The sequence below is a fragment of the Legionella nigrisilvae genome, from assembly GCF_977063395.2.
In genome coordinates this window covers 184,474-198,247 of record NZ_CDRUGZ020000019.1, presented here as the reverse complement: position 1 = coordinate 198,247, position 13,774 = coordinate 184,474, and the positions used below count along the sequence as shown (strand labels likewise).

The window sequence follows — 13,774 nt, the reverse complement described above, 5'->3', positions numbered from 1 at the left end:
TATTTGGAAAAACCTCTTTGAGCCACTTACCAGGCCTTGTACTTAAAAAGACAGTCTTTTGAGCTTTAACTGAAATTCTTTAGATTCCAGGAGTCGAGTTCGTAATCGTTCAAATGAACTATTTGATTTTTTGATTTTTTTCAGTTCATCTGGTTCTGGATCACGATCAAGAAGGAGATTAAATGCCAGCATAATGTCCTCTTCTTGGGGGGTGCTGGAGTGAAGTGTATCTGAAAACACCTCAAACTTATCGTGGAATAATTGCTTTTTAAATTCCTCAGAAGAAAATAAGCATCTTCTTAGTTTTTCTACGGTTTCACAGGCCGATTGTTGAAATTGAATCGTAAATTCATTTTCAGGTTCGCGTCCGAGTATAAAACGATAACCCGCAATGACATGTTCTTTAGTGGGTGCATTGATTCGTGTTGATTGATAGAAATCGTATGCCTCATTTATTTTATCGAAGGAATAGAGCCGGCCATTGCTTAGCACCGCTGCTGATTCACAATGGGTTTTTATATAAGCTGGATCATGAGAAACAATAACAAGCGCTCGATCGTTTCTTTTTTCAAATAATTCTTCATAACACTTTTTGTGAAACCGGTCATCGCCCACTGCAACCACCTCGTCAATTAAGAAACAATCAAATTCAACGGCCATGGAAATTGCGAAACTCAACCGCGCTCGCATTCCAGAGGAATAAGATTTAATAGGTTCATGGAAATAAATACCCAGTTCGGCAAAATCATTAACAAATTCGATTTTTTCGTTCATGAGCTTTTTTGTAATCCCATAAATTCTGCATATAAAACGAATACAATCGAGTCCTGTTTGATTGTCTTGAAATGCATCCCCTAAAGCGAGTGGCCATGAAACGCTCATCTCCCGATGTATTTTTCCTGAACTCGGTTTTTCGGCACCACTAATTAGACGGATTAAGGTTGACTTCCCAGAGCCGTTGCGTCCTAAAATCCCTATTTTTTGACCACGCTCAAGGGTTAAATTAATTTTATCGAGCACGGTACGTACCCCTTTGCGAACGGGATAAACCTTGCTGATATTATCGATATGAATCATTCTGAACCTACGCGTCTACTCGCTTCTTTTACCATCGCAAGACTGAATAGACTTAAGATCAAGCAAAAAGAAGACAGATATTGAATTGAATAATGAGTATGAACCGTGGAGCCAAAAAATCCTTCTCGTACTAATTCCACACCATGTATCATTGGTAACCATAAAACAATGGATTGCACTTTTTCAGGTAGCCAGTCGACCATGAATGCTGCACCCGACATGGGAAAAAGTAAGTACGCTACGGTATGCCATAATCGCTCAACTGTTTCAAAGTGCTCGCTAATCGCACCAATCAGCAAGGCTAGCGCCACAGCGAACCACATAAGCAATAACCAACCGCATAAAATCGTTAAAACATTATCCGGAAAATCCATTAATCCCATACTGATGAACGCAATGGATAAAATCAAAAACGACATTGTCACGCTACTAATCTCAAGCGTAATGCGTGCTAAAAACAAGTGCAGTACTTTAATGTAACGATGATGCAACAAGCTGCGATTCGCACGTACTGCCATGGTGCAACGAGTCACTGTATTTCGCCACACAAGTACTGATGAGTACCCAGTAAGTGCGAAAGCCGTAATAGGTAAACTCGAACCATGGGTGAGTTTGGTCAATGTCCATAATGTAGTCACTCCCAAGGTAAATAACATGGGCTCTACGATGATCCATAAAAAACCAATATTATGTCTACCATAGCGAATTAAGATTTCCCGCATAAGCAGCGCGCCAATTACCCGAGCTTGTATTTTGAGTAATGAGTCCTTTTGCAACGACATAAAAATCCTATTTAATGGCAATTTCCATACGATAAATAGAGAAAATCTAATGGGATAGAGTCTTCAACTTTGAGCTAAAACGATTGTTATTTCTAATTGAAAAAGTATAATGGATTCACAAAAATAGGACAAGACTTATACTTTTGAGCCCTCTCCGGAAGAACTATTGTATACGTCGAAGAAGTCAATTTAACAGCATAGCATTAAATTAAGGGATTTTTATGAGCTTCATGTCTTTCGCACAAAATTTTGAAGACATCATGTTGTGGCGCGCACTAAAGCATGTGCAGAAAGGATTCTATATTGATATTGGTGCTCAACATCCGATAATCGACTCGGTCAGTAAGGCATTTTACGACAAGGGATGGCGTGGCATTCACTTTGAGCCTGTCCCTGAATTTGTTGAACTATTGCGAAACGAACGACCGGATGAAACCGTGTTACAAATCGCGCTCTCTGACTCTAATGGATTACTTGATTTTAATATTATTCCTGGAACCGGATTAAGTACAGCCATCGACCACATTGCAGAAACTCATCTCCAGGAATTAGGCTTACCCTTCCATAAAGTACAAGTGCCAACGCTCACCTTGCAAGCAGCTATGAATACATTAACTGTGCACGATATTCATTGGATGAAAATTGATGTTGAAGGGTTTGAGCAACAAGTTCTCAGCGGTTGGGATTCCACGAGCTTACGCCCCTGGATAATATTAATTGAAGCGACAGTTCCTAATTCACCTGAAACAAATCATGCCCAATGGGAGTCATTGCTGATTGCAGCCGATTATCTATTTGTTTATTCCGATGGACTCAATCGTTTTTATGTTGCCAAAGAACATCCTGAACTCCTTAATGCTTTTATGAGCCCCCCTAATATATTTGATCGATGGCAAATCACTGAGAACTCATGGCTTTGTCAAGAATTGCTCGCGACTTATAAGGTAAAAATTAATACCTTACTGGAGCAAACAGCAAACCAACTTAATTTAGCAAAAGAAAATCAAGTACAACAGCAAGACGCAATGCAACGTTTACAACAAGAAAAAGATGCTTTGGTCCAGGAGGTGGGTTTACAAAAAGAATACCTAACTCATCAGCAAGGCTTTGTTCAAAACTTACAAACTGAATTAAATAATGTGAATCAAAAATTAGGTGCCCTAAGCGAAGAACTAATTACAATCAAAGAATATCGTAGGCAGGAACAAGTACATGCTCAGAACTTACAGCTTGAATTAAATAGTGCCAACCAAAAAATAGGTGTCCTCAGCGATGGGCTCATTGCAGAACAAGAATATCGACGAAAAGAGCAAATACATATTCAAAATTTAAAAAATGAATTAAATAGTGCCCATGAAAAAATGAACGCCTTAAATGAGGAACTGATTGAGCAGAAAGAGCAACGTAGAATAGAGCAAGCATCGATGCAAATGCAGCAGCATAATACTCAAACTTCAATAAGACACGCCACTTCTATCAAAGTGCTTTTGCATCGACAAGGAGAGGATTTTATTTATCATGCTTATCTTGCCGCATTGAATAGAGAACCTGATCCACAGGGTATGAAGTATTACTTGTCCCGTCTGCATGGAGGCGAAAATAAGTTATTAATACTTAAAGACTTAATCAAATCCCCTGAGGGACAAAGTAAAAAAATTCGTATAAAGGGATTTAATAAGGCTATGCGCTGCTATAAAAGACAAAATTGGCCTGTGATTGGATCGTACTTTAGAAGAGTTTATGAAAGACAAAATAATAAAATCAGGCAACAGATATTAGCCCAAAATACAAATAAAGTTGAATTCGAATTAAATCATTTATCGGAACATGAGCGTGATATTTTTTTTCGACTGAAACAATGCATTGACGTTGGTGCTTAGTAAATAAGCATCAAAAGACTTTGTAAACTATTTGAATTAGATGTAAATAAAGGATTGCATAATGTTAGAAAAAACCAACTGTTGGAAAACGGATTTAACAGAAAATCAGATTTATTTGGGGTATAATCTTGAAGATTTAAAAAGACTTGAAAAATATCATCAGCCACACTCAGAACTGGAAAAAGGATTTTATACAGACTATTTTGGCATTAAAACCGATTTAGCTTTTTTTTCTATTAATAATACTCACCATGAACACACTCTTGGTAGGCTCCCTTTTCCATGTGACACGCTACATGCAGAAGCGCTCGAATACATCGCTGCTGTCAAAGCAGTAGAATCTGCTAAAAACCAATTCGTATGCATTGAGTTAGGTGCCGGCTACGGGCCTTGGTTAGTATTCGCTGCTAAAATTGCTCAACAAAACGGAATAGCTGATATTACTCTTGTGGGTGTGGAAGCCGATAAAGAACGAATTGCGTTGATGAAGGCTCATTTTATTAAAAATGGTCTTCCTACATGGGATGAGCATGTAATTAAACCCGGAAAACAGATTATTACCCGTTGTATTTATGGGGGTATTAGTGAGAGCAACGAGCCACTATTTTATGCGGCAAATGGAATTGGTGACTGGGGTGGGGCTGTATCGAATAGCTCATCTGCAGAGGATTATCGTGGATATGAGCTTCCTAAGAAGCAGGTTCCAGCTTATACGATAGAAGATATTTTAAATGATTATAACCATGTTGATTACCTCCATCTTGATATTCAAGGTGGCGAATTTAAATCAATAAAACATTCGATAGCTTCATTAAATAAAAAAGTTCGTTTTACGCTTGTAGCAACTCATAGTCGAGCAATTGAAGGCGAATTGTTAGAGCTGTTCACCCAAAACAAATGGATTTTACTTCATGAGAAACCTTGTAAATTTGATTTCAATCCGAAGCTTTATTCTCTAACGGGCATGACCACCTTGGATGGGATTCAGGTATGGTTCAATTCCAATTTATATGAAGATAGTGGCATATGGAAAGCATTGAAGGAGTGGTTATGCGTATTGTCTTAGATCTTCAAGGCGCTCAAACACCTCACACTCGTTTTAGGGGTATTGGTCGTTATGTACTTTCTCTCGCGTCAGCGATTGCAAGAAATCGTGGAGAGCATGAGCTGTTTATTGCTCTTAATGGACAATTTCCGGAAACTATCGTTCCTATACGAACCGCATTTGAGGGAATATTGCCACCGGAGAATATTCGCGTGTGGTCTCGTAATGCATCTAGAAGTGAACAGAATTGGTCTCATCAAACTGCAGAGCTGCTACAAGAGGCATTCCTGGCTCATTTAAAGCCCGATGTAGTTCTTATTGGGAGTTTTTTTGAAGGAACCAATGATGGGGGTGTGATTACGAGTATTGGCAGATTGAGTAAAATACCTGTAGCCGTCATACTTCACGATTTAATCCCCCTGGTATATTCGGATCATTATCTAAAAGATTCAAAAATAAAAAAATGGTATTTAACAAAACTTCAATCTCTGGTACAGGCAGACCTATTGTTATCTAATTCAGAACATTCAAGAAAGGAAGCTTTAAAATACTTAAATTTTTCAGAAGACAAAATTATCAATATTTCTTCTGCAGTAGATGATTATTTTAAGCCCATCAAGATAACCAAAGAAGATGAGATCCGAGCTCGATTTGGTTTAACTCGCTCCTTTATTTTATATACAGGGGGAATTGATTTTCGTAAAAATGTTGAAGGATTAATTCGGGCTTATGCGAAGTTACCTCAGGACGTTCGTGATGAACATCAATTGGTGGTGGTATGCTCAATTAATAATTCGGAAAAGAAAAAACTGTTTTCATTGGCTGCCTCCCAGGGTTTAGCTATTGAGGAATTAATATTTACCGGATTTGTATCCAACACTGATTTATTGAGCTTGTATAATTTATGCAAAATTTTTGTGTTTCCTTCACTGCATGAAGGATTTGGCTTACCTGTTCTTGAGGCGATGTCTTGTGGTCAAGCGGTAATTGGGTCGAATACCAGCAGTATCCCAGAAGTGATTGGTAGAGAGGACAATCTATTTGATCCTCGCGACGATGAATCCATAGCAAATATGCTTTTAAAGGTATTAGATAATGATGATTTTCGCTGTGAATTGAAACATGCGGCACTGGAGCAATCTAAATTATTTTCCTGGGATATTAGCGCTCGCAAAGCGATTAACGCATTAGAAGCCTTAGTTAAACAAAAGAAACAGAAAGGCATCTCGTTTAATTCACACCAACGACCCAAGTTAGCCTATGTTTCTCCTCTGCCCCCAGAACGTAGTGGGATAAGCTATTATAGTGCAGAACTTTTGCCCTTTTTGAGTCGATTTTATGAAATTGAAGTTGTTGTCGCTCAAAAGGAGGTTAATGACTCCTGGATTACAGCCAATCATCACATTCGCTCAGTTCAATGGTTTAAGGAGAATGGTCTTGGTTATTACGATCGAGTGATTTATCATTTTGGTAACTCGATGTTCCATCAACATATGTTTGAGTTGATTCAACAAATACCTGGTATTGTTGTACTGCATGATTTTTTCCTATCCGGTATTATCGATTATGTCGCTTATCAGAATAAAACCAAGAATTTATTAAATTTAGAATTATATTATTCCCATGGGTATAAAGGATGTCTTGATAGAGTGAATGATCATGATAAGGCCCTCTCTAAATATCCATGTAACCTTCGCATCCTACAACAGGCAACAGGCGTTATTGTTCATTCAGAATATTCTCGTTATCTAGCAAACCATTTTTATGGCCTCAATACGGCAAGAGAATGGACGGTTATTCCCCATTTAAGAAAACCTGTCGAACTCGTTGATAAAATTGCCGCCCGCGAACAATTAGGTCTAAACCCCGATGCTTTTTTAGTATGTAGTTTTGGAATATTGGGGCCTAATAAAGAAAACCATCGATTAATAAAGGCTTGGTTGGATTCAGAGCTTGTGTACAGTAAACAGTGCAAGCTGATCTTTGTAGGAGAAAACCAGTCTACCAGTTCTTATGAGAACCAATTATTAACCGCTATTAATGCGGGTTCAGGGGCAAATATAACTATTACTGGATGGTGTGATAATCCAACGTACGAGTTATATTTAACAGCGGCGGATCTAGCGATTCAACTGCGAAAAAACTCCCGGGGAGAAACATCTGGAACCGTATTAGATTGTATGAATTATGGTGTTCCTACAATTATCAATGCACATGGTAGTCTTAGCGAAATACCTGACCACTGCGTGTGGAAGATACCCGAAGAATTTACTGATCATCAATTAACAGAGTCCCTAGAACTCCTCTGGAACGATAAACATCGACGATTGGCTCTGGGCGACTTGGCTCAAAAACATATAAGAACTCAGCATGCGCCCTATGATTGTGCACAGAAATATTATCATTCCATTGAAAAAATGTATGATCTCGCTTCAGCGGATATTTTCTCATTAGGTAAGTCAGTAGCCCAACTAAAATCTTATTCTCCAAATACACGCGATTTAATGCAATTAGCCAGAGATGTGGCTCAGTCTATTTCCAAATCAATCCCTACACGGCAATTCTTTATTGATGTGTCGGTACTCATTGTTAAAGATGTAAAATCAGGGATTCAACGAGTGACACGAAGTATTTTAAAAAGATTATTGGAGTCTCCTCCAGCCGGTTATAGAGTGGAGCCTGTTTATGCTTCTGAGAGCCATACTTATCGGTACGCCCGTAACTTCACACTTAATTTATTAGCGTGTTCTGCTGAAAATTTTGAAGACTCACCTATTGATGCAAATGCCGGGGATATTTTCTTAGGTTTGGATTTAAGCCCCAGTATTGTTCCTAGACACAAAGAATATCTGCTGAATTTGCATCGAAAGGGCGTTTCTATTCATTTTGTTATTTATGACTTACTCCCCATTCTAATGCCGGAAATGTTTACTCCTAAAACGGAGAAAATGCACCAAGCCTGGATGAACACGATTTCCATGTTCGATGGTGCATTATGTATCTCTAAAGCAGTGGCTGATAATGTGTGTGACTACTTAAAGAGTTTTAAATCAGAACACGCCCGTCCTTTCAAGATAGGCTATTTTCACCTGGGAGCGGATATTGAAAATTCATTGCCAACCCATGGGATCAATAGTCATGAAGAACACCTACTTCAACAGTTAAAACAAGATCCAACCTTTATTATGGTTGGAACGGTTGAACCACGAAAAGGGCATCAACAAGTACTCAAGGCATTTGAATTACTCTGGTCGCAAGGGCATCGATTTAATTTAGTCATTGTGGGAAAGAAGGGATGGGAAGTCGATAATCTTGTCAAAAAATTGCGCACAAGCCCGGAATTGTTTAAACATTTATTCTGGCTGGAACAGGTGAGTGATGAATATTTAGAAAAGCTATACGCCGTTTCTTCGTGTATGTTGGCTGCAAGCGAAGGGGAAGGATTTGGTTTGCCTTTAATTGAGGCAGCAAAATATAAACTTCCTATCATAGCCCGTGATCTTAAGGTATTCCGGGAAGTGGCAGGAAATCATGCTACCTATTTTAATTCCAATGCTCCCACTGATTTGGCTGAGGCAATTCTTTTTTGGGTGGGTAATTTCAAAGAAAAGACCCATATTTTATCGGAACACATGCCATGGCTAACTTGGGAACAAAGTACCCAACAACTTTTGGAAGTACTTTTCAATGGGCAGTGGTATACCCAATTAACACCAGAACAGTGTGAACCAGATTGGAATCAGTTTTCGATTAAGAAGGAAGAAGTACCAGAACAGGAGGAGCTATGCAACTAAATAATTCTCCTAAAATCGCAATGATTACTGGGATAACCGGCCAAGATGGCGCTTATCTGGCTGAGTTACTATTGGAAAAAAAATACATCGTCTATGGAGCTTATCGACGTGCTAGTGCAACTAATTTTTGGCGAATTAAAGAATTAGGTATCGATAAACATCCAAATTTACATTTAGTTGAATTCGATTTAACTGATTTGAGTTCAATTATAGGCTTGCTTAGGAAAAGCCAAGCGACAGAAGTTTATAACTTAGCAGCACAGAGTTTCGTCACTTCTTCTTTTGAACAACCTATTATGACCTCTTCAATTACCGCGCTTGGTGCTTTAAATATTTTAGAAGCAATTCGGATAGTGAATCCGATGATTCGCTTTTACCAAGCAAGTACTTCGGAGATGTTTGGGAAAGTACAAACCCTACCGCAAACTGAATTAACTCCGTTTTATCCTCGTAGCCCTTATGGAGTTGCTAAATTATATGCTCATTGGATGACGGTTAATTATCGTGAAAGCTACAATTTGTTTGCCTGTAGTGGCATTTTGTTTAATCACGAATCGCCTCTGCGAGGCTGTGAATTTATTACACGAAAAATTACCAACGGTATTGCAAAAATCAGATTAGGAATGCTCGATGTCTTAGAAATAGGGAACTTAGATGCAAAGCGGGATTGGGGATTTGCAAGAGAGTATGTAGATGGGATGTGGCGTATGTTGCAAGCAGATGAGCCTGATACATATGTATTAGCAACTCAACGAACTGAAAGCGTGCGATATTTTGTAAACTTAGCGGCACAAGCGGCAAATTTTGATCTTGCTTGGGAAGGAAGTGGTGCCCATGAAATAGCTATTGATCAACGAACCGGCAAGACCATAGTTCAAGTTAACCCTCAATTTTATCGGCCCGCTGAAGTGGATATGCTCATTGGGGATGCTTCCAAAGCAAAAAAAAAATTAGGGTGGGAGTCTAAAATATCTTTAGAACATTTATGTCAAATGATGTTAGAAGCAGATCTGGAACGAAATAAGCGTGGGGTAACTTTATAATGAAGAAGGTTATGATTACCGGTTCTTCTGGGTTTACCGGGCACTATCTTTCTTTGGAACTGTTGCGTGCTGGAATGAATGTCATCGGTCTTTGCCAACGGTTACCGCTTCATCCGATTCCAGGAATGAATTATTTTTCATCCGATCTTTTAAATCAAGCTGAGCTGAGCAATATTATTAAAGAAATAGAGCCTACAGTGGTGGTTCATTTGGCAGCGGTTTCTTTTATAGGACAGGATAATGCGGAAACAATGTATCGAACGAATATTATCGGTACTCGGAATCTATTGGAGGCTTTAACCCAATTATCAAAACCTCCAGAACAGGTTCTTTTGGCCAGCAGTGGAAATATTTATGGCAATACAGAGCGCGAATTCATTGATGAAACGGCGCCCGCCGCCCCGATCAATGATTATTCAGTTAGTAAGTTATCTATGGAGCAGATGGCAAAACTTTGGATGAACGAGCTTCCCATTACGATCGTGCGTCCATTTAATTATACGGGAGTAGCGCAATCATCTCTATTTTTGGTACCCAAAGTAGTTACTCATTTTTCCCAGCGTGCCGATTTTTTGGAATTAGGTAATTTAGACATCGTGCGGGACTTTTCTGACGTTCGTGATGTTGTCCACGCATACCGACGACTTATAGAAGTAGGCGGAACTGCAAATGAAGTTGTTAATATTTGTACTGGTCAAGGATACTCGTTGCAGCAGTTACTTTCCATGCTGAGCAAATTAACAGGGCATAGTCTGGAAATTGGCGTAAATCCTAGGTTTGTTCGCAGCAATGAGGTCAAGCATTTAGTAGGATGCAAACAAAAACTTGAGCAAATTATAGGCTCCTTTTCCCGTTTTACTTTAGAAGAAACCTTAAGTTGGATGTTAGAAGCAAACAGGTTCGCGCCCTGTAAATGAGGGAAAAGTAGTCCACACAATCCACTTTATGCTTAATTTACACACACTAAAAGGATATAATAAGGTCCCTAATTGAAAAGTTTTGGGAAAGTATTATGCCTTTTTTATCACGAAAAGAGTTTGTAAATATATGTACAGAAGCTATTTTGAAGACTAGAAGAAAAATAACAATCAGTAATCAAAAAAGTGGATATATAAAATACCATCGCGAGATTAAAGAAAATGACTATTTTACTAAAAATGTTCGCGAACCTCTAAACTCTACCCAAGAAGATGAATACATGTACCGACATGATCTAATTGAGCATGCCGGTTTAGGAAATTGCCATGAGCTTGCAGATTATCTTCTGGTAGAGATTGGTAAAGAAATTACCCGTAGAGGCGCAGTTGCAAAAATTCGTATTCTTAGCTCACTTAAATGTGATCATGTCTATTTAGAAATATTAGTGCAGTTAAAAGGTGAGAACAATCCTTCCACATGGGAGGTGGATGCTTGGGATCCACGGATCATTGATATCAGTACTCGACCTGATGGTTCAATAAAAAATTATGAGTCGCTTACTTACGGATACTCAGCGGATCCCCAAAATTCAGTCTATACCGATCAAATCAACTACAATCGTAGATACAGATTTTTTAACGAGATACCCAAGCCATTGCCTGGTAGGCCCCCCGCTGGAAGTGCGACACCGGAACGGGAAATATTGGAAAAGCATTCTAAATTGTATGATGATTACACTGTAGAAGAGTCAATGGAGGCAGGAAAGTTTGACTCCTCTGGGGCCGTTCATTATTTACAACAGATTTCAGGCTGGCAACACTAATACAAGATCAGTTTAAAAACTTGAATAGCGCTTAGCCTGAGAAGTTAAACTCGGGCGGCGATTGCCCGATTAATGTTTTTCCTCAATTAAATAAATAACTCCATTAAAATCATCAGAGAGATACAATTCGCCACCTTTACCTTCGACTATATGAACCGGCCTACCTATCACTTTGCCTTCTTTAAGAAATCCGGTAATAAAGTCATTTTGAGTTATTATTCCATTTTCAAAACTAAGACTCACCACCTTATAACCGACTTTAATTGAACTATTCCAGGAACCGTGAAGGGCAACTAATGCTTTTTTATAAAGTGGAGATTCAGGATTTTTTATAAAAGTAATGCCTAAAGGTGCTTGGTGCGCGTCGAATTTGAATGCCGGCGGTTGAGATCCATTAATAATTTGTTCTTTTCCAATACCAAATTTGGGGTCGGGTACTCGATCTCCGTTTGCATAAGGCCATCCATAAAATTGATTTTCTATAATAAGATTTAACTCATCAGGAGGGAAGTGGTCCCCTAAATAATCACGTCCATTTTCAGTTGCATAAAGTCTTCCATCGATGGGTGACCAATCAAACCCAACCGCATTTCGCAGCCCCTTGGCATAAACAGTCAAATGATTCTCACCGGGTTTAAAACGCGCGATAGAAGCTCTTAAAGGATTTTTTTCAATGCACACATTACACGAAGAACCAATCGATACATAGCCGTATCCATCCGGACCAAATTTAATAGTTCTTGTCCAATGCCCTCCATCATAGGGAATATTTGTTATTATTCGCTCATAAGACCCCAGAATACGTCCCTTTTGTACATCATATTTAACTCGGCCAATCGCATTTTCTTCTGCAATGTATAAGTAGTGATCCAATAAATCCATGCTGTGAGGCTTTTGCAAACCCGTGAGAAGCACGAGTTTTTGTTCCGGCTTTTTATAAGGTATTAGGATGAGGGCTCCTTTTGAGGGCTCGGTTACTAGCAAATCCCCTGAGCCGGTAACATACATAAATCTTGGTTTGTCGAGCCCTTGAATATAAGGCTTCAATATAAAATCATTCTTCAGATTAATATGTGTAGGAGGGTGTGATTTTAAAAAGGGAAGAGATTGCCCTACTAGCTCCGAAACCTCGATATTAAATCCAAGAAATGGTTGAAATAAGTACAATAACTCCATACCCAATAAAATTAAAATCAGACTGTAAAACAGTTTTTTCATTTTGATATCCGGTTTAATTCAGTTTGATGATCGTTTGTAAATTGAAATTCTTGGAGTAGAGCACAAGGCGTATTTTCTAATGGAAACAGTATATAGTATTTAAAATTTTAAGCGACTGGCCTTCACTCTTTAAAGTAATAGTGAAATTTGGGAGAAAAGAAGTGCTTATATCCATTATCCGTTACAGATCTATAGAAAACTGCAGCTCATCATCTTCATCAACCTTTTGTGCAGCTTGGACTACATGTTTAGATTTTTTAGCTATTGGGATGGATCCAACAGCATTTTCTAATTGTTCGATTTGTGCTTGTAAAGTCACTTTATTCGCTGATAATTGTGTATGCTCCTTTTCCGAGCTCTGTAGTTGGTCCATTTGTTTTGTATAAAAACCAGATTTTTCTTCTAGTCTTGCATTGTCTGCTTTTAAACGCCTAATTTCTGCAATTAAAGAATTGCGCGAGTCATACTGAGTACATTTACTTTTTGCTTCCTCAATTAATTCTTTGCGTACAAAACGCAAGAAAAAACCTTTTATTATACCAGGTTTTGCATCTGCTAAAAAACGGTCCAATATCCCTGGTTCTGCTGAGAGAAGAGTGCCCATTGTTTTATCATGTAGAATAATCTTTTCAGTATTACTTTCACATTCTTTTTGTAATCGTTCGATTTCTAAGTTAATCTCTTTCAGTTCGTCTACATCCTTCTGCAAATGATTAAGTTCTTTATCGATTTTGGGAAGTGAATGTTTAAATTCAAGAATAATTTCAAATAAGTCCTCCTTGCTAAGTGCTTCTAAAATGGAAACATATTGATTATGATTTTCGCTGATTCGAGCTTTTTTTAATTCTTCAAAAGCCTCATAGCAGATTAGGCCAATATATTCATCCTCTAATGATAAGATTTCATTAATCGCTTCTTCGATTTTTTGACCATCATAGGTTGCTTTGCCTCTAAGGATAAGCCTGTAAATTGTTTCACTCATTGGAACCCATACAACATAGTTATGTAGTATAATTTTAGTACAAATAAACTAATTATTGGTGCATCCGTTAATTATCTTACAGAAATTAGAATAAATGAGCTCGGATTTGAGTTATAACTTGCGATTCATAGAGTGAATTTGCCAAATCAATTTTATTTAAAGTTCGAATGTTATTTGCTTTCTCGTTATTTCAAAATATATTAAAAGAATGC

At 38.2% G+C, this 13,774-nt stretch carries 10 protein-coding genes; 6 read left to right on the top strand and 4 right to left on the bottom strand.

Features of this window, described 5'->3' with window-relative positions; all coding sequences use genetic code 11:
• Positions 1–42 precede the first annotated feature (42 nt).
• Both ACWTE2_RS05905 and ACWTE2_RS05900 read right to left on the bottom strand, forming a co-directional pair.
• Positions 43–1,077 carry an ABC transporter ATP-binding protein gene (locus ACWTE2_RS05905; RefSeq protein WP_454784588.1) on the bottom strand — a complete coding sequence of 345 codons (1,035 nt, stop codon included), beginning with the start codon at positions 1,075–1,077 and terminating at the stop codon, positions 43–45.
• Positions 1,074–1,859 carry an ABC transporter permease gene (locus ACWTE2_RS05900; protein ID WP_454784587.1) on the bottom strand — a complete coding sequence of 262 codons (786 nt, stop codon included), beginning with the start codon at positions 1,857–1,859 and terminating at the stop codon, positions 1,074–1,076. Before ACWTE2_RS05900 ends, ACWTE2_RS05905 begins: the two co-directional genes overlap by 4 nt.
• A 230-nt stretch (positions 1,860–2,089) precedes the next feature.
• Between ACWTE2_RS05900 and ACWTE2_RS05895 the strand changes: the two genes are divergently transcribed.
• The 6 genes from ACWTE2_RS05895 (at position 2,090) to ACWTE2_RS05870 (ending at position 11,362) form a co-directional block, all read left to right on the top strand.
• The gene (locus tag ACWTE2_RS05895; protein WP_454784586.1) at positions 2,090–3,739 is read left to right on the top strand and encodes an FkbM family methyltransferase; all 1,650 of its coding nucleotides are present in this window, start codon (positions 2,090–2,092) and stop codon (positions 3,737–3,739) included.
• A 61-nt stretch (positions 3,740–3,800) separates the two neighbouring features.
• Positions 3,801–4,805 carry an FkbM family methyltransferase gene (locus ACWTE2_RS05890; protein ID WP_454784585.1) on the top strand — a complete coding sequence of 335 codons (1,005 nt, stop codon included), beginning with the start codon at positions 3,801–3,803 and terminating at the stop codon, positions 4,803–4,805.
• Positions 4,790–8,578, top strand: a complete 3,789-nt coding sequence (locus ACWTE2_RS05885; RefSeq protein WP_454784584.1) for a glycosyltransferase — start codon at positions 4,790–4,792, stop codon at positions 8,576–8,578. Before ACWTE2_RS05890 ends, ACWTE2_RS05885 begins: the two co-directional genes overlap by 16 nt.
• Positions 8,569–9,621, top strand: coding sequence for a GDP-mannose 4,6-dehydratase (gene gmd / locus ACWTE2_RS05880; RefSeq protein ID WP_454784583.1), 1,053 nt, complete (start codon positions 8,569–8,571; stop codon positions 9,619–9,621). The genes ACWTE2_RS05885 and gmd overlap by 10 nt, the downstream gene beginning before the upstream one ends.
• A complete protein-coding gene (locus ACWTE2_RS05875) occupies positions 9,621–10,538 on the top strand; it encodes a GDP-mannose 4,6-dehydratase (RefSeq protein ID WP_454784582.1) in 918 nt (305 codons plus the stop codon). The genes gmd and ACWTE2_RS05875 overlap by 1 nt, the downstream gene beginning before the upstream one ends.
• Positions 10,539–10,633: 95 nt before the next feature.
• Positions 10,634–11,362 (top strand): hypothetical protein, encoded by a 729-nt coding sequence (locus ACWTE2_RS05870; RefSeq protein ID WP_454784581.1) that lies wholly within the window; start codon positions 10,634–10,636, stop codon positions 11,360–11,362.
• A gap of 69 nt (positions 11,363–11,431) precedes the next feature.
• Here the strand turns inward: ACWTE2_RS05870 and ACWTE2_RS05865 are convergent, their stop codons facing one another.
• Positions 11,432–12,580, bottom strand: a complete 1,149-nt coding sequence (locus tag ACWTE2_RS05865; RefSeq protein ID WP_454784580.1) for a PQQ-dependent sugar dehydrogenase — start codon at positions 12,578–12,580, stop codon at positions 11,432–11,434.
• A 181-nt stretch (positions 12,581–12,761) separates the two neighbouring features.
• Complete coding sequence (locus ACWTE2_RS05860) at positions 12,762–13,562, bottom strand: hypothetical protein (protein WP_454784579.1); 801 nt, start codon at positions 13,560–13,562, stop codon at positions 12,762–12,764.
• Between the last annotated feature and the right edge of the window lie 212 nt (positions 13,563–13,774).